Annotated in this window: 17 protein-coding genes and 1 other RNA gene; 11 read left to right on the top strand and 7 right to left on the bottom strand. The window is 34.0% G+C overall.

All coding sequences use genetic code 11. The features are described 5' to 3' along the window. Nucleotides 1–212 precede the first annotated feature (212 nt). The 4 genes from ACQ65V_RS13565 (at nucleotide 213) to ACQ65V_RS13550 (ending at nucleotide 4298) form a co-directional block, all read left to right on the top strand. Nucleotides 213–701: a SixA phosphatase family protein gene (locus ACQ65V_RS13565; RefSeq protein WP_430468326.1), complete on the top strand. Its 489-nt coding sequence runs from the start codon at nucleotides 213–215 to the stop codon at nucleotides 699–701. After that, complete coding sequence (ppk1, locus tag ACQ65V_RS13560; protein ID WP_430468325.1) at nucleotides 698–2752, top strand: polyphosphate kinase 1; 2055 nt, start codon at nucleotides 698–700, stop codon at nucleotides 2750–2752. Before ACQ65V_RS13565 ends, ppk1 begins: the two co-directional genes overlap by 4 nt. Before the next feature lies 1 nt (nucleotide 2753). Further along, on the top strand, nucleotides 2754–3659 hold the full coding sequence (locus ACQ65V_RS13555) for a Ppx/GppA phosphatase family protein (protein ID WP_430468324.1): 906 nt from the start codon (nucleotides 2754–2756) through the stop codon (nucleotides 3657–3659). 108 nt (nucleotides 3660–3767) lie between these two features. After that, nucleotides 3768–4298 carry a porin family protein gene (locus tag ACQ65V_RS13550; protein ID WP_155087681.1) on the top strand — a complete coding sequence of 177 codons (531 nt, stop codon included), beginning with the start codon at nucleotides 3768–3770 and terminating at the stop codon, nucleotides 4296–4298. Between the two features lie 47 nt (nucleotides 4299–4345). Here the strand turns inward: ACQ65V_RS13550 and ACQ65V_RS13545 are convergent, their stop codons facing one another. Both ACQ65V_RS13545 and ACQ65V_RS13540 read right to left on the bottom strand, forming a co-directional pair. After that, complete coding sequence (locus tag ACQ65V_RS13545; RefSeq protein WP_430468323.1) at nucleotides 4346–4927, bottom strand: tRNA-(ms[2]io[6]A)-hydroxylase; 582 nt, start codon at nucleotides 4925–4927, stop codon at nucleotides 4346–4348. A 15-nt stretch (nucleotides 4928–4942) separates the two neighbouring features. Continuing rightward, complete coding sequence (locus ACQ65V_RS13540; protein ID WP_430468322.1) at nucleotides 4943–6667, bottom strand: DNA polymerase III subunit gamma/tau; 1725 nt, start codon at nucleotides 6665–6667, stop codon at nucleotides 4943–4945. Nucleotides 6668–6769: 102 nt separating this feature from the next. Between ACQ65V_RS13540 and rnpB the strand changes: the two genes are divergently transcribed. Then, nucleotides 6770–7099, top strand: an RNA gene (rnpB, locus tag ACQ65V_RS13535) — RNase P RNA component class A. A 47-nt stretch (nucleotides 7100–7146) separates the two neighbouring features. Here rnpB and ACQ65V_RS13530 read toward each other — a convergent pair. The 5 genes from ACQ65V_RS13530 to ACQ65V_RS13510 form a co-directional block, all read right to left on the bottom strand. After that, nucleotides 7147–7662 carry a nuclear transport factor 2 family protein gene (locus ACQ65V_RS13530; RefSeq protein ID WP_430468321.1) on the bottom strand — a complete coding sequence of 172 codons (516 nt, stop codon included), beginning with the start codon at nucleotides 7660–7662 and terminating at the stop codon, nucleotides 7147–7149. 27 nt (nucleotides 7663–7689) lie between these two features. Beyond that, on the bottom strand, nucleotides 7690–8457 hold the full coding sequence (locus ACQ65V_RS13525; protein WP_273289784.1) for a hypothetical protein: 768 nt from the start codon (nucleotides 8455–8457) through the stop codon (nucleotides 7690–7692). Between the two features lie 215 nt (nucleotides 8458–8672). Continuing rightward, nucleotides 8673–9206 (bottom strand): 16S rRNA (guanine(966)-N(2))-methyltransferase RsmD, encoded by a 534-nt coding sequence (rsmD, locus tag ACQ65V_RS13520; RefSeq protein WP_430468320.1) that lies wholly within the window; start codon nucleotides 9204–9206, stop codon nucleotides 8673–8675. Then, nucleotides 9206–10012, bottom strand: coding sequence for a DUF3822 family protein (locus ACQ65V_RS13515; RefSeq protein ID WP_430468319.1), 807 nt, complete (start codon nucleotides 10010–10012; stop codon nucleotides 9206–9208). Before ACQ65V_RS13515 ends, rsmD begins: the two co-directional genes overlap by 1 nt. Before the next feature lie 3 nt (nucleotides 10013–10015). Continuing rightward, nucleotides 10016–10741: a hypothetical protein gene (locus ACQ65V_RS13510; RefSeq protein WP_430468318.1), complete on the bottom strand. Its 726-nt coding sequence runs from the start codon at nucleotides 10739–10741 to the stop codon at nucleotides 10016–10018. Nucleotides 10742–10885: 144 nt separating this feature from the next. Between ACQ65V_RS13510 and ACQ65V_RS13505 the strand changes: the two genes are divergently transcribed. Genes ACQ65V_RS13505 through ACQ65V_RS13480 form a run of 6 tightly spaced genes read left to right on the top strand, consistent with a single transcriptional unit; the run spans nucleotide 10886 to nucleotide 16107 of the window. Next, nucleotides 10886–12328, top strand: a complete 1443-nt coding sequence (locus tag ACQ65V_RS13505; RefSeq protein ID WP_430468317.1) for an ATP-dependent DNA helicase — start codon at nucleotides 10886–10888, stop codon at nucleotides 12326–12328. Between the two features lie 4 nt (nucleotides 12329–12332). After that, nucleotides 12333–12908 carry a DUF4126 domain-containing protein gene (locus ACQ65V_RS13500; RefSeq protein ID WP_430468316.1) on the top strand — a complete coding sequence of 192 codons (576 nt, stop codon included), beginning with the start codon at nucleotides 12333–12335 and terminating at the stop codon, nucleotides 12906–12908. A 48-nt stretch (nucleotides 12909–12956) separates the two neighbouring features. Then, nucleotides 12957–13670, top strand: a complete 714-nt coding sequence (gene kdsB, locus ACQ65V_RS13495) for a 3-deoxy-manno-octulosonate cytidylyltransferase (protein WP_430468639.1) — start codon at nucleotides 12957–12959, stop codon at nucleotides 13668–13670. After that, complete coding sequence (locus ACQ65V_RS13490) at nucleotides 13661–14362, top strand: HAD family hydrolase (protein WP_273289792.1); 702 nt, start codon at nucleotides 13661–13663, stop codon at nucleotides 14360–14362. The genes kdsB and ACQ65V_RS13490 overlap by 10 nt, the downstream gene beginning before the upstream one ends. Further along, the gene (locus tag ACQ65V_RS13485) at nucleotides 14362–14979 is read left to right on the top strand and encodes a CatA-like O-acetyltransferase (protein WP_430468315.1); all 618 of its coding nucleotides are present in this window, start codon (nucleotides 14362–14364) and stop codon (nucleotides 14977–14979) included. Before ACQ65V_RS13490 ends, ACQ65V_RS13485 begins: the two co-directional genes overlap by 1 nt. A gap of 45 nt (nucleotides 14980–15024) precedes the next feature. Then, nucleotides 15025–16107, top strand: coding sequence for an iron-containing alcohol dehydrogenase family protein (locus ACQ65V_RS13480; protein ID WP_430468314.1), 1083 nt, complete (start codon nucleotides 15025–15027; stop codon nucleotides 16105–16107).

Here is a 16107-nt window from a genome sequence, read left to right as displayed (position 1 = left end):
GCAAAAAAATAGAGGGAAGTATTATTAAGGTAAATGAAATATTGAATGGATTAATATATTTTTGATTTGGGGTCATTTACATTAATTTTACACAAACAAAAGAACTTATAACTAAAGTATAAAACAAACATTAGAGTTAAAGGGGCAAAATACTCGTTAAAACGGAATTATGCAACATTTTGTCGATAAAAATCGCTTTTAAACGGAAAAATATGAAAACAATAGTACTTGTTAGGCATGGGAAATCCTCATGGAAATATGATGTCTCAGATGCCGAAAGGCCTTTAAAATCAAGAGGTGTAAATGATGGTAAATTAGTAGCCAATCAATACCTTGGGTCTAATGATGTGCCTGAAAAAATCTTTACGAGTCCTGCTAAAAGAGCACTATCTACATGTAGGATTTTTATGGATGTTTTTGGTTTGTCAGAAAATTCTTTTACTATTGATATGGATTTGTATGATTTTAGTGGTGAAGGTGTAATTAATTTTATAAAAAAACTTCCTAATACTATTGATAGTGCCATGATTTTTGGTCATAATCATGCTTTTACATCAATAGCCAATATTTTTGGGGACAGATTTATTGATAATCTTCCTACTAGTGGACTTGTAAAGCTTAATTTTGACATTGATAATTGGCAAGATTTTAAACAAGGAACCACTGAACTCGTAATTATTCCCAAGGAATTGAAAAAATGACAAAAGACAAAAACGTATATATTAACCGTGAATTGAGTTGGTTGCAATTTAATGCTCGTGTTTTACAAGAAGCTGCAGACAAAGATGTACCATTAATTGAACGCTTAAGGTTTTTAGGAATTTTTTCTAATAATTTAGATGAATTCTTTAAAGTACGCTACGCAACCGTTAAGCGAATTTTTGATGCAGGCAAAGGTGGTAAGAGTGAACTTGGAGGTATAAAAGCCGAGGAATTACTTGAGGAAATTACCAAAGTTGTCATTGATCAACAGAGTGAAAGTGTAGAAATATTAAATGAGATTGAGCAAGAGCTAGAAAAAGAGAACATCTTTATCATTAATGAAACTGAAATAGATGCTGAGCAACACAATTTTATAAAGAATTACTATTACCAAGAAATTAGCCCAGCTCTAGTTGTTATTGTATTGAATGAAGACATTGATTTACCAGAACTAAAAGATAGTGCAGGATATTTATCTGTTAAAATGTCTAACTTAAATCGACCAGACCAGTATGCGCTTATAGAGATTTCTAAAACGATGGATAGATTTATTGTGTTGCCAAGTAAAGGCGATGCAAATTATATCATTACAGTAGATGATGTTATTCGTCATTTTCTCAATGAAATCTTCAACATTTTTGATTATGAAACGATATCTGCCCACATGATTAAGATCACTAGAGATGGTGAGTTGGATTTTGATAGTGACCTCAGTAAGAGTTTTATTGATAAGTTATCTGCTAGTGTAAAAGATAGACAAAGTGGTGACCCTGTAAGATTTGTACATGATAAAAATATAGATAGTGATACGCTTAATTTTCTGTTAGATCGTATGTCAATAGATAAAAAGGATAGTATAATACCTGGTGGTCGCTATCACAATCGTAGAGATTATATGGATTTTCCGAGTTTAGGCCGTACAGATTTGCTCTATGAGAGAATTGTACCTTTACCCGTTAAAGGTCTTAGTTTTGAAGAGAGTATTTTTAAAACTATTGCTAAAAAAGATTATCTAATCTATACTCCCTACCACACATTTTCTTATATCGTAAAATTTTTAAGAGAAGCTGCTTTAGATCCAAAGGTAAGGACAATAAAAATAACTATTTATAGATTAGCCCAAATCTCTCACGTTGCAAGTTCACTAATCAATGCTGCTAAAAATGGTAAGAGAGTTACTGTATCCATAGAGTTAAGAGCGCGGTTTGACGAGGAGGCAAATATTAATTACGCAGAGCAAATGCAAGATGCTGGAGTCAATATGTTATTTGGTGTACCAGGTTTAAAGGTGCATAGCAAAATGTGTGTTATAGAGCGCGAGGAAGGAGACAAAGTTGTAAGATACGGATTTGTTAGTACCGGTAATTTTAATGAATCGACAGCTAAAATATATACGGATTTCACAGTACTAACTGCCAATCAAAAAATATTAAAGGATTTAAATAAAGTATTTAATTTCTTTGAGGTTAACTATAAGGTAAATAGATATAAACACATTATTACTTCACCTCATTACACCAAGTCAAAGTTCTTTGCATTAATTGACAAAGAAATTGAGAATGCCAAAAATGGTAAACCAGCTTATCTCAAATTAAAAATGAATAGTATAAGCAGTTATAAAATGGTGGATAAACTTTACGAAGCTAGCAGAGCAGGAGTTAAAATACAAATGATAGTAAGAGGGCTTTGTTGTTTGGTTCCGGGAGTTAAAGGTATGAGCGAAAATATTGAAATCATCAGTATTATTGATAAGTTTTTAGAGCATACGAGATTGTATATTTTTGGAAATAACGAGGATCCAAAAATTTATATTTCATCAGCAGACTGGATGACAAGAAATATAGATAATAGAGTAGAAGTAAGTTGCCCGATTTATGATAAAGATATAAAGGTAGAGCTGCAGGAATTATTTGAAATATGCTGGCAAGACAATGTTAAAGCGCGTATTATTAATGAAACTCAAGATAATACATATCGCAGGAATAATAAACCAAAAGTAAGAGCGCAATTTGATACCTATAATTATTATAAAAACAAATTAGAAGGATAATATGCTGAAGATTCAGAAATATGCTGCGATAGATATCGGGTCTAATGCCGTAAGATTATTAATATCTAACATCATTGAGCAAAATGATGAAAACGTAGTATTTAAGAAAAACTCATTGGTCAGAGTACCAATTCGGTTGGGTGCGGATGTTTTTATGAATGGTAGCATATCAGAATACAACCAAGAACGTATGATAGATACGATGAAAGCCTTTAGTTTGTTAATGAAGTCTCATGGAGTGGTAAGATATAAGGCTTGTGCCACTTCTGCAATGCGTGAAGCTAATAATAGCCAACCTTTGTCACAGAAAATATTAGATACCTGTGGAATTAACATCGATATTATTGATGGGGAAGAAGAAGCTGCTATTATAGCGGCAACGGATTTACATACATTTATAGATCCTAATAAAACCTATTTGTATGTTGATGTTGGTGGTGGTAGTACTGAGTTTTCCATAATTCACAACGGCGAAAAGATAAAATCGAGATCGTTTAAGATAGGTACGGTAAGATTACTCAATGATATTGTAAAAAATGAAACTTGGGTTGAACTAGAAAACTGGATTAAGGATAATACTAAAGATTACTATAAAATTGAGCTTATAGGTTCTGGTGGTAATATCAATAAGATATTCAAGATATCTGGAAAGGATCTAGGAAAACCGTTAACCTATTTTTACTTAACAAGTTATTATAAGACATTGCAGAGTTATTCTTATGAAGAAAGAATTACTAAATTAAACCTCAATCAAGATAGGGCCGATGTTATTATTCCTGCAACCAGAATATACTTATCAGCGATGAAATGGAGCGGAGCAAAAGATATATACGTACCCAAAATCGGGTTGTCTGATGGTATTATAAAAAGTATATATTATGAAACCGTTTCGAGTGTAATTGTATAATTTTGAATGAAAAATATTACAAAATTTAACTGATTGTCGGTAAAAATCAATAAATTTATTCAAAATTCGAAAATTTAAATCTATATTGGCAGTCTCAAATTGATGATTATGAAAAAAATATTACTTGCCTCAGTATTGGTGTGTTTTACTACTATATGTTTATCTCAAGATGTAAAGTATGGTGTAAGGGGAGCACTGAATGTATCTAACCTAGATTTTGAACCAGACGCAACTTTTGTTAACCAACACCGCAATGGTTTTGCCTTTGCAGGTTTTGTGGATTTTGGTCTATCTGAAGACGTTTCTTTAACAACGGAATTGCAATGGTCTGCTGAAGGTGGGAAGGATGAAAGTATAAGAGCAGATTATATTCAAATGCCTATCTTGCTGAAACTTTCTACATCAGAGCGTTTGTCTTTTATGGCTGGACCACAGATAGCTTTAAAAACCTGGAAAAATAACGACGGTTTTTCAACATTTGCATTTTCTGGAGTTATTGGAGCAGAGTATATGATTACTAGCGAACTTTTTGTTGATGCTAGATTTTCTTATGGTTTAACTAATATACTTGATGAAGATTTAACTGACTTGGAAGCCAAAAACCATGTGATGCAATTTGGTTTTGGTATAAAAATTTAAAAGAATAACCTTGTAATAAAGCTTCAACTTGTGTTGAGGCTTTTTTTTTATCCGTGAATAGTCTCTTTATTCCCTAAACCTCTCATTATTTCGGCTTCATAATCAAGAAGTTGCTGCCATTTTTTATCCACTTCCTTGCGTTCACCATATTGTCTTGCGAAGTTTAAAAACATGGTATAGTGGTTGGCTTCACTGATCATTAGTTTTCTGTAGAATTTGGCCAGTTTTTTGTCTTCCAGTTCTTCCGATAGTAATCTAAAACGTTCACAGCTTCTGGCTTCTATTAATGCAGCATACAAGAGTCTGTGTACTAATTGTGTAGTTCTACTACCACCTTTTGGGAAGAATTTCAACAAGGCAATAACATAGTCATCTTTTCTATCTCTGCCCAAAATCCAACCACGTTCAAGAATTAAGTCGTGCACCATCTTAAAATGGCTTATTTCTTCTTCGACTAAATCTATCATTTCTTGTACTAGCTCAGTATATTCAGGAAAACTTACGATAAGCGAAATTGCCGTGCTTGCAGCTTTTTGCTCACAATACGCATGATCGGTTAAAATATCTTCAATATTTTTTTCTACGATATTAACCCATCTTGGGTCTGTTGGTAATTTTAGGCCTAGCATTTTATTGTTTTCAACTTAAACATCCAAACCAAAGGTTTTTTTAAGTAATTCTATGTTTGGATTTTTCTCTTTTAATTTTTCGTATTTCTCTCTTGGTGTAAACGCATATTTCTTTGCTACTTCTTCATTGACCTTTATATCTAGGTGTAAGTCGAAGTTCATGAGGGTTTTCCGTAAATGTGCCAATAAAGGATATTGTGCGCGTTCTAGCTCTATTTTGTTAGTGTTGTTAGAGTAGGTAAGGTGAATGGTGGTACCTTGTAATTTTGGGCTATCCATTTGTAAAATGGAAGCTAAAATCTTTTCACCCTTTTTATCTATAGACTTTGCATAGGCATTCCAAGCTTTAGTCAATGCTTCTTGATCAACAGGCTCTTTTGGTAAGTCTTCCTCATCAATAATAACATCTAATTGACGTATTTGATGTTCTTTCTTTTCCTTTATGCTTTTTAAAGATAGACCAGAGGTTGTCTTCTTAGCTTTATCTATTGAAATTTTTGGTACAACTACAGGTTCAGCGACAGCAGTTTGCGTTTCTTCTTTCGGTGTAATTTTTTCAACTGTGGATTGCTCTTGCCCAAGTTTTTCCTCCTTTGAAGTTTTATCAACAGGAATAGGTTTAATGCCCTTGGCTTTGAAATAAGAAGCAGGAATTATGAAATGCCTACTGTTTTTTTTTTCTCCATCATAAGTGATAGAGGCCAATTGCATAAGTGTCAGTTCAACTAACAGACGTTGATTTTTACTGGTTTTATATTTTAAATCACAGTCATTGGCCAGTTGTATGCCTTGCATTAAAAACGAATCGGACGTTTTTAGACATTGTTCTACATACTTTTGTTTAGTTTCTTCTCCAACTTCCAACAAATCAATGGTTGCCTGATTTTTACAAACCATTAAATCCCTAAAGTGAGACGCCAAACCAGCTATATAATGGTGACCATCAAATCCTTTTGATAAAATGGTATTGAATTGCACCAACAGTTCTGGTATTTTATTCTCCAGGATTAAATCTGTGCTTTCAAAATAAGTTTCGTAATCGAGTACATTAAGATTTTCGGTTACAGCTTGTCTGGTTAGATTTTTACCAGAAAAACTAACAACTCTGTCAAAAATTGAAAGCGCATCACGCATGGCTCCATCTGCTTTCTGCGCTATAATGTGCAATGCATCATCTTCGGCATTAATACCTTGTTCTTCAGCTATATATTTAAGATACTCTTTGGCATCGGTAACCGTAATACGTTTAAAATCAAAAATCTGGCAACGCGATAATATCGTTGGTATGATTTTATGCTTCTCTGTTGTCGCTAAAATGAAAATACAGTGTTTTGGTGGCTCTTCCAACGTTTTAAGAAACGCATTAAATGCAGCCGCAGATAACATGTGTACCTCATCAATGATATATACTTTGTATTTACCAACTTGTGGTGGAATCCTAACTTGGTCTGTTAGGTTTCTAATGTCATCAACTGAGTTGTTGGACGCAGCATCTAGCTCAAAAATGTTGAAGGCAAAGTCTTCGTCCTCTTTAGTATCACCATCACTATTAATCATCTTTGCCAAAATACGAGCACAGGTGGTTTTACCAACACCACGTGGACCTGTAAATAACAAGGCTTGAGCTAAGTGGTTGTTTTCAATGGCATTAAGCAATGTATTTGTAATAGCCTGCTGACCCACAACATCCTTAAAGGTCTGTGGTCTATACTTTCGGGCCGATACTACGAAATGTTCCATTGAAAAATTAACTGAATTACAAATTTAAGAATAACCTCTAAATAGCCATTTATGAAGCTTAGAATTTAATATGAGTTATTAACAATTTATGTACTTTTGCGCCAAGTAGATCGCCTTATCGATCTTATGCTGAATTTACTTCAGCACAAGGTAGGAAAGTCCGAACACCATAGTGCAACATAGTGGCTAACAGCCACCAGCCGTGAGGTTAGGAAAAGTGCAACAGAAAGTATGTACAGGTAATGCTGTAGTGAAACCAGGTAAACTCTATGTGGTGCAATGTCATGTAAACCAACGTTTGAGGGCGGCACGCTCGATTGTTGGAGGGTAGGCAGCTAAAGTTTGCTGGTAACAGTAAACGCAGATAAATGATAAGGATCTTTTCTTAAAAAGAAAAGTATACAGAATTCGGCTTATAGATTTGCTTAGATATAAAAAAACCTTCTAGAACTAGAAGGTTTTTTTAATTATGGTCAGTTTTACTGTTCTTCAGAAACCTCGGTTTCTTCCATAGCTTCAGCTTGCATGGCACTTATTGCAGCGTTCATCTCGGTGCCGTCAAAGTAAATATGCTCTTTGGTAATTTTACCATCGACAAACTGAACCGCTAAATGCACTGGTATTGACAAATTGGTACCATTAGTCATTGAGCCATTGTGTGTTGCCCAATAATAGACCCAAGTTTCATCGTTTTTATCAATTACCATTTCCATATGGTCCTTTTCTTTGTCAAAGCCATAAGAAGAAAAAGCACCAGTCATTGCTTTTAGTTCATTAACTCTGGCATCTAATGTCACGGGTTCTTTAGAGTTGACATAGATTTTTGCTGTATCAGCAAAATGATTTCTCCATGTATCCCAATCTCCGCTTTCGTAAGCGGCTATTCCTGCCTCTAAGGTTTTAGTTTCGTCAGAGTCGGCAAAATATTGTTGTTTGTGTTCTTCACAAGAGGTCATTGCTAAAAGAAACAACCCAATAACTAATAAATTTTTCATTTGAATGGTTTTAGGATTAGATTTTGATTACTCTTCATCTGATGGTGCATAGCTCAAATCTGGTCTAACAGTAGCTTCTACCTGATCATACTTTGTCGTTAGCTTAATAACGTTATAAAACGTAGCATCTTTATCATCACCTAAAAGTTCATCATTTTCTTTTCCACCTTGTGCAATGGACAAGCCATCTTCACCTGCAATCGCAACCATATAATAGCTTTCTTCGCTTCCGAAACCACTGTGATATACTTCGTAGCCATTCTTAACTCCTTTGGCTTTGAACATGTCTTTTACTTTTTCCATACCTTCACTCATTTCTTTGGCATCCTTAGGCGAATAATAAAGAAAGTGATATTCTCTATAATTTTTCCCTTGTGTAGTATAGCCTTCAGGTAAGTAGGATAAATCGGACATAAAATGGACGATTGCATCACTGTGGGAATCGTAGCATTCGTTCATTTTTTCAAACATTTTCCCCATTTCTTCTTCACCCATTTTTTCTGCTAAATCTCCCATAGGATTTTTATCGAGATCTGCCATGCTCTTAATCGGAGTGACATAGACATAGCGACCATCTTCAACACTTATTGCGGTCCAACTCGCATCTTTAATATTGTACTTTTCGCAATTGTCTTTTAGTTGTTTGGCCGAATCTTCGTATTGTGCCATCATGTTAAATTTAACATTGTCGGTGTGTACGGCGAACATTGTTGGTTGTTCATCTTGTGCGTTGGAAAAGTTGAATGCGAATACAACAGTCATAAGGGCCAACATCCCTTTTTTAAAAATTTTCATAATTGTTTGGTTTTAGTTAATAGCTTAAAACCACAACATTAATATTAAAAATCATTATAAACTCGAGGCAGTTTATATGTGAATTCATTGAGTAAATTCAGAATTGAAGTACTGCAATATAAGGATAAATTAAATTTAGGATTTAGACTACAAATAAAGGTAATCGCCAACGAATGAAAAAGATAGATAATACCTGGTTTTAAAAACAGGTATATTTACTTGAAAAAACTAAACATATTGCCACCATAACTTTTTGAATGTGAGTAATGGTCGAGATGGCTTAAATCTGTATGCTTTGAGTGTTCTATTATAAGGCTTCCATTGTCTTCCAATAACTTATTTTGAAATACTAGCTGTGGAATTTTAGAGAACAATTCAACCTCAAAATCATAAGGTGGATCTGCAAAGATGATGGTATGTTGCTGTTTAGAATTTTCCAAGAACTTAAAAACATCACTTTTTGTAGTTCTGATAGGCATTTCAAAGTTTTCTGCTGTTTCTTTAATAAACTTTATACAGCCATAATTAGCATCAACAGCAACGATCTGTTCTGTCCCTCTTGAGGCAAACTCATAACTTATATTACCAGTGCCAGAGAATAAATCCAACACAGAAATCTCATCAAAATAATATTGATTATTTAAGATATTGAATAGTGCTTCCTTTGCCATATCTGTAGTAGGCCTAACAGGCAGTTTTTTTGGAGCCTGTATCTTTCTGCCTTTATATAAACCAGAAATAATGCGCATTAAAATGAGTTTAAAATTAAAAAGTGCCGATGAAGTTTTTCATTTTTAATGGCCTCCGAAAGTTTGTAGCTAAAATCAACAGTAATGATTTCTACATGTCTAATATATGTGTAAACTACACCATAAAGCTCATCATCTTTTTCTATGTTACCGGAAAGATAAATTTTAGCGGTTTCTGCATCGAGTTTTAATTGCTCAAAAACAAATAAGATATAATAGATAAAGTCTTCTTTACTGTGATATTCAAAAGCGTTAAATAATTGCAGTTGACCTTTATTTACAACTAAAACTTCAATAGTTGATGTATTTACATTAATATAAATTTCAGGGTCATCTTTCGTTTTCTTGTTCTGTAAAACCGTATCTATTAAAAGGGTAGAGGAATGTTTGTAAACAAACTCGCCAAAGGTTTCAAAAATGTAATTATTGATGTTTACATAGGGAATGTAGATATTCACACAATCATTAACTACAATCTCATCATGTGTTATATAATCTGTCTTTAGGATTTTGGCATTAAATTTTAAATAGTCTGCCTTATGGTTTTCGTCATATAAATCTTTTGGCACAAGTGTAGATAATTCATTTTGATGAATAACAGTAACCGCATCAAACTCATCGGAAAAAACAGTGTTAGAACTCAATTCGGTTTTAAGACGATTAAGCGCATCAAAAGGAGTCAGCTTATTTTTAAAAGCTATATGGTTAAGAAATTCAATGGTATTTGAAGTTCTGTTTAAAATGCAAAAAGAAAGCCCATTCAAATTTACTTGAATGGACAGTTCTTTAATATTATTTTGTTTCAAAATTTATTCCTTAATTGAAAGATCTTTACCCCAATTTCCACTGGTGTTTACTTCTTCCATTGAGCCAATCTTTACAGTCTCTCCTTTTACACCGGCTATTGAGACTGCTTGCTTTTCTTTTTCAATAAGATATTTTTCTTGGTCATATAAAACAACAGCTTTATCTACACTGGCTTCAAAAACAGGGATGTCATCTATTTTACCAGCTTCTAGTTTAAACTTAGCACCTGGCTTACCAACACCTACATCTGCCATGTTTTTATAACGATTATTACCTTTAAATATAGAATCCCTAACAGTGTAATAGCTTAAGGTATCTATCAATGTAATAGTTTTCATGGTTTCTACGCCACCAAAAGCACGTGTTTTTTCTTCATCCAATACTAAAGTATCGCGTCTTTGGGTAATTGGTACTTGACCATTTTCTACAAAATCAATTAATTTATTGAAGTCACCAGCATATTCGCCATTAACTTCTTTGTATGCTAATTGTGTATCCCTAATATCAACTAAACGATCTATAACAACGGCGTAACGTTTAACTTTTAGCTTATTAAACTTTATCTCTTCATATACTGACATAAATGTAAGGTACCCTAGAAAAATTATCAATGCCCAAAGCACTATGTTAATAACAGGTTTTAATTTCTTAGGTACAAATTTGTCAATTAACCATACAATACCGATGGTTAATAAAATAATAACTACAATTGAAATAATCACATTCATGTTAAAGTATATTAATTAGGTCTATCGCAAATCTACAATTTTTTTTTGTTGGTAAAAATTATCTAAATAAAAATCATTGAAAATATCAAAAAGCATGATTGATGAATATATAATAATGCTATCTTGCTATATATTTAATTCTTTATGATTACTAATGCTTCCGCGTTTTATTCACTATTAAAATCTAAGTTTCCTTTTACACCAACATCCAAGCAAGATAAGGTGCTGATGCAGTTGTCGCAATTTGTTTTTGATAAGTCATCTAATTCCATTTATTTACTAAAGGGTTATGCTGGTACTGGAAAGACTAGTATTATTGGCACTATAGTCACGCATTTGTGGCAGACAAAAAAAAGTGCCGTTTTATTGGCGCCAACAGGAAGAGCAGCTAAAGTAATTTCAAACTATTCTAAAAAAGAAGCATTTACTATTCATAAGAAAATCTATTACCCAAAGAAAGATAAAGGTGGTGGAGTAAAATTTGTAATGCAACCCAATAAGCACAGAAATACAATATTTATAGTTGATGAAGCGTCTATGATACCAGATGTACCATCGGATTCTAAGTTATTTGAAAATGGGTCATTATTAGATGATTTAATGCAATATGTATATTCTGGGCATCAATGTAAACTATTGCTTATTGGTGATAAAGCGCAATTACCACCAGTAAAGTCTGATTTGAGTCCCGCTTTAGACGCTGACAAACTCAGTCTTAATTTTAATAAAGACGTTACGGGAATTGAACTCGACGAAGTTGTAAGACAAGAACAAGACTCTGGTATTTTAGAAAATGCTACTGAGCTTAGAGCAGTATTGGAAACCAGTTTTTATGACAGTTTTAAATTCAATGTTAACCCTTACAAAGACATCGTAAGGTTAGTTGATGGTTATGAAATTATGGATGCCATTAATGATGCCTATAGTAACGAAGGCTATGAAGAAACCGCCATAATTGTAAGGAGTAATAAACGTGCTAACCAATATAATAAGCAAATCAGGGAACGAATTTTGTTTAATGAAAGTGAACTGTCAGCTGGTGATTATTTAATGGTCGTAAAGAATAATTATTTTTGGATTAAACCCACCACAGAAGCAGGCTTTATTGCCAATGGCGATATTGTAGAAGTTCTGGAAATATTTAGTATTAAAGAGTTATACGGATTTAAATTCGCAGAGGTAAAAGTGAAGATGGTAGATTATCCACGAATGCGACCTTTTGAGACGGTATTGCTTTTAGACACTATTGATGTAGAAAGTGCTTCACTAAGTTATGAAGAATCCAATAGACTATACCAAGAAGTTGCAAAAGATTACGCTAACGAAAAATCTAACTATAAACGATTTTTGGGAGTGAAGAATAATAAGTACTTTAATGCTTTGCAGGTTAAGTTTTCTTATGCCATAACCTGCCATAAATCCCAAGGAGGGCAATGGAATACTATTTTTATAGAGCAACCATACCTTCCCAACGGAATGGATAAAGATTATGTGCGTTGGTTATATACAGCAGTAACTCGAGCTAAAGAACAGCTCTATTTAATTGGCTTTAAAGACGATATGTTTGTAGAAAATGAATTAAACTAAAACGATGACGATAGAAACTATTTTGAGTATTTGTTTAGGCATAGGACTTGCTGCGTCAGTTGGTTTTAGAGTCTTTCTACCATTGTTTGCGTTGAGTTTAGCAGCATACTTTAATGTTTGGGAGCTCAATGAGTCGTGGTCTTGGATTGGAGGAACAACTGCAGTGATTACTTTTGGCATAGCAACTTTGGTAGAGATATTGGCTTATTATATTCCGGTAGTTGACAACGTTTTGGATGCTATCGCCATTCCGTTAGCAACTATAGCTGGTACGGCAGTTATGGTTTCAACAGTTGCAGATTTAAGTCCTGTAATTACTTGGGCATTGGCTATTATAGCAGGTGGAGGAACAGCAGCAGCCATAAAAAGCTCAGCAGGAGCTACCAGATTAGGTTCTACGGTTTCTACAGCAGGTATCGGTAATCCGGTAGTTTCAACAGTAGAAACAGGGACATCAATTATAATGTCTATTGTTTCTATATTCCTTCCTGTATTGGCTATTATATTAGTGATATTCATTTTTTATATTGTTTTTAAACTGTATAAAAAGTTAAAGTCTAAACAACCAAAATCATCTTAAAGCCTTATTTTTGAATACTGATAAAGTAGATATATGAAGATTATATCCATGATTCCTGCACGTTACAGTGCATCTCGTTTCCCAGGTAAATTAATGCAGAATTTAGCAGGAAAATCCGTGATTCTCAGAACTTATGAAGCAACAGTGGCTACAAAACTTTTTAGCGAGGTTTACGTGGTGACGGATAGCGATATTATTTTTAATGAAATTGTGAATAATGGAGGAAAGGCCATAATGAGCAAAAAGGAGCACGAGTCTGGAAGCGATAGAATAGCTGAAGCTGTCGCAGATGTAGATTGCGATATTGTGGTGAATGTACAAGGCGACGAACCTTTTACTGAGCGCGAAAGCCTGCACAAGGTTTTAGAAGTGTTTAAGGATGATGTGGAAAAGGAAATAGACTTGGCATCCTTAATGGTTGAAATTACAGATTGGGAAGAAATCCAAAATCCAAATACAGTAAAGGTTATTGTAGATCAGAACAACTTTGCACTGTATTTTTCCAGAAGTCCTATTCCATATCCAAGAGACAAGGAAGCAGGAGCACGCTATTTTAAGCATAAAGGAATATATGCGTTTAGAAAAGAAGCTTTGTTAGATTTTACCGTACTACCAATGCGCTTTATTGAAGCCACGGAGAAGATAGAATGTATTCGCTATTTAGAATACGGAAAGAAAATAAAAATGGTAGAAACCGAAGTGCAAGGAGTGGAGATAGACACACCAGAAGACTTAGAAAGAGCAAAACGACTGTGGAAATAGATTACAAAAACATAAAAGTCATAGGTTTTGATGCAGACGATACCCTTTGGGTAAACGAAACTTACTTTAGAGAAGCTGAGGAAGAGGTTGGTAGATTGTTATCGCATTACGAAACACCTAATAAGATTGACCAAGAGCTATTTAAAATGGAGATAAAAAACCTTCCAACCTATGGTTACGGAGTTAAGGGTTTTATGCTTTCTATGATTGAATTGGCTTTAGAATTGTCTAACGGTAAAGTATCCAATGAGATCATTGGTAAAATGCTCGATTTAGGTAAGGATATGATTCATAAGCCTATAGAGTTGTTGGACGGAGTAGAGGAAGTGCTAAAAGCCCTTTCTAAAAAATATAAACTTATCGTGGCTACTAAAGGAGATTTGTTAGACCAGGAGCGAAAACTGGAAAAATCTCAGTTACTCCAATATTTTCATCATATTGAAGTATTGAGCGAAAAGCAAGAAGCAAATTATGAGAAGCTTTTAAAGCATTTGGAAATAAAACCATCAGAATTTTTAATGATTGGTAATTCTTTAAAATCCGATATTCTGCCATTAATCAATATAGGTGCAGAAGCTATTCATGTGCCATTTCATACTACATGGCAACACGAAGAAGTGACAACTAAAGAAGCTAATGGTGAAGGTTACAAAACTGTAAAGCAATTAACCAATATTTTAGAGTTGCTATAATGAGGATTATCGATACAGAATCTTGGAATAGAAAAAATCTTTACAATCATTTTGTACAGCTAAAGGATCCATATTTTGGTGTTGTTATCCCTTTTGATGTCACAAAAGCACGTCAATTTTCAAAAAAGAATCAAGTCAGTTTCTTTACAAGGTATTTACACGATTGTATGAAGGCAGTAAACGCAGTCGATAACTTTCGTTATCGTATTATAGATAATCAGGTTGTTGACTATGAAACGATTCATGCCTCTGCGACAATAGCTCGAGAAGATCATACATTCGGATTTTCGTTTATAAATTATGATGAAGATTTAAATGTTTTTATTGACAACTACAATAGAGAAAAAGCACGCATTCAAAGTTCTGATGACTTATATCCACCTGTCAATGGTCAGGATTGTATCCATTGTTCGGCGTTGCCATGGTTTCATTTCACAGGGCATAAAGAACCAAGTTCTGGCAACCTAGAGTCAGTGCCAGAAATTGCTTTTTCCAAGATTAAAGAAGAAAACGAAAAGTTAATAATGAATGTGTCCATTCATGTTAATCATGCCTTGGTTGATGGTTATCATGTCGGACTTTTTGCAGAAAAATTTCAATTTTATTTAAATACTTAGTTAATACGAAGTTTGTTTTTATTTTTGCTAAAGATTAAAGAGTAAATGATATATAAGAATTATCCAATGGTGTCTAGAGTTGTTTTTGGACGCGGAAGCTTCAATCAGCTAGATGAAATTTTAGCGCCAATGCGAAAAGGACGCAATGCACCATTTATATTTTATGTTGATGATGTTTTTAAAGGCAATCATTGGTTAACTTCTAGAATTACATTGTCTTACAAGGATAAAATCGTTTACGTACCTACCAAGGAGGAGCCTAAAACATCTCAAATAGATCAATATGTTGAAGATATTATTCTTGGGCACAACGAATTGCCATCTGGTATTATCGGTATTGGAGGTGGTATTGTTATGGACATCGCCAAGGCTGTATCCCTAATGTTAACAAATAAGGGAGAATCCAAGGACTACCAAGGTTGGGATTTAATAAAGAATCCAGCAATATACCATGTTGGAATTCCTACAATTTCTGGGACTGGCGCAGAGGTTTCCCGAACCACAATTTTAACTGGCCCAGAACGCAAGTTGGGTATTAATAGCGACTTTACACCTTTTGATCAGGTTATATTAGACCCAGAATTAACCAAAGATGTTCCTAAAGACCAGTGGTTTTATACTGGTATGGACTGTTTTGTACATTGTGTAGAATCGCTTAATGGAACATACTTAAATGCCTTTAGTCAGAGTTACGGAGAGAAAGCTTTTGAGCTTTGCCAAGATATATTTCTTGGAGATAATTTAAGTGAGAAAGATTCCCAGGATAAGCTCATGATGGCATCATGGCATGGTGGAATGAGTATAGCCTATTCTCAAGTTGGTGTGGCACACGCCCTTAGCTATGGGTTGGGTTATTTACTTGGTGTAAAACATGGTATTGGAAATTGTATTGTTTTTGATCACTTAGAGGAATTTTATCCTGAAGGTGTAGCCATGTTTAAAAAAATGAAGGCGAAGCATAATATTGAATTGCCTCAAGGTATTTGTGCAGATTTAGATGAACAACAGCTTAATATTATGATTGATGTTGCCTTAAGCCTAGAACCCTTATGGGAAAATGCCATTGGTAAAAACTGGAAAAACAAAATCACCAGAGAAAAATTGATGACGCTTTACAAACTAATGTAA

The organism is Winogradskyella ouciana (assembly GCF_965284585.1).
In the GTDB taxonomy this organism is placed as follows: domain Bacteria; phylum Bacteroidota; class Bacteroidia; order Flavobacteriales; family Flavobacteriaceae; genus Winogradskyella; species Winogradskyella ouciana.
This window is presented reverse-complemented; position numbering and strand designations above follow the sequence as displayed.

What these genes read in the sequence shown, in the direction of transcription:
- ACQ65V_RS13540 (WP_430468322.1), bottom strand. Translation starts at nt 6,667, where the DNA reads ATGGAACATTTCGTAGTATCGGCCCGAAAGTATAGACCACAGACCTTT.
- ppk1 (WP_430468325.1), top strand. Translation starts at nt 698, where the DNA reads ATGACAAAAGACAAAAACGTATATATTAACCGTGAATTGAGTTGGTTG.
- ACQ65V_RS13485 (WP_430468315.1), top strand. Translation starts at nt 14,362, where the DNA reads ATGAGGATTATCGATACAGAATCTTGGAATAGAAAAAATCTTTACAAT.
- kdsB (WP_430468639.1), top strand. Translation starts at nt 12,957, where the DNA reads ATGATTCCTGCACGTTACAGTGCATCTCGTTTCCCAGGTAAATTAATG.
- rsmD (WP_430468320.1), bottom strand. Translation starts at nt 9,206, where the DNA reads ATGCGCATTATTTCTGGTTTATATAAAGGCAGAAAGATACAGGCTCCA.
- ACQ65V_RS13545 (WP_430468323.1), bottom strand. Translation starts at nt 4,927, where the DNA reads ATGCTAGGCCTAAAATTACCAACAGACCCAAGATGGGTTAATATCGTA.
- ACQ65V_RS13500 (WP_430468316.1), top strand. Translation starts at nt 12,333, where the DNA reads ATGACGATAGAAACTATTTTGAGTATTTGTTTAGGCATAGGACTTGCT.
- ACQ65V_RS13555 (WP_430468324.1), top strand. Translation starts at nt 2,754, where the DNA reads ATGCTGAAGATTCAGAAATATGCTGCGATAGATATCGGGTCTAATGCC.
- ACQ65V_RS13480 (WP_430468314.1), top strand. Translation starts at nt 15,025, where the DNA reads ATGATATATAAGAATTATCCAATGGTGTCTAGAGTTGTTTTTGGACGC.
- ACQ65V_RS13510 (WP_430468318.1), bottom strand. Translation starts at nt 10,741, where the DNA reads ATGAATGTGATTATTTCAATTGTAGTTATTATTTTATTAACCATCGGT.
- ACQ65V_RS13505 (WP_430468317.1), top strand. Translation starts at nt 10,886, where the DNA reads ATGATTACTAATGCTTCCGCGTTTTATTCACTATTAAAATCTAAGTTT.
- ACQ65V_RS13525 (WP_273289784.1), bottom strand. Translation starts at nt 8,457, where the DNA reads ATGAAAATTTTTAAAAAAGGGATGTTGGCCCTTATGACTGTTGTATTC.
- ACQ65V_RS13530 (WP_430468321.1), bottom strand. Translation starts at nt 7,662, where the DNA reads ATGAAAAATTTATTAGTTATTGGGTTGTTTCTTTTAGCAATGACCTCT.
- ACQ65V_RS13565 (WP_430468326.1), top strand. Translation starts at nt 213, where the DNA reads ATGAAAACAATAGTACTTGTTAGGCATGGGAAATCCTCATGGAAATAT.
- ACQ65V_RS13550 (WP_155087681.1), top strand. Translation starts at nt 3,768, where the DNA reads ATGAAAAAAATATTACTTGCCTCAGTATTGGTGTGTTTTACTACTATA.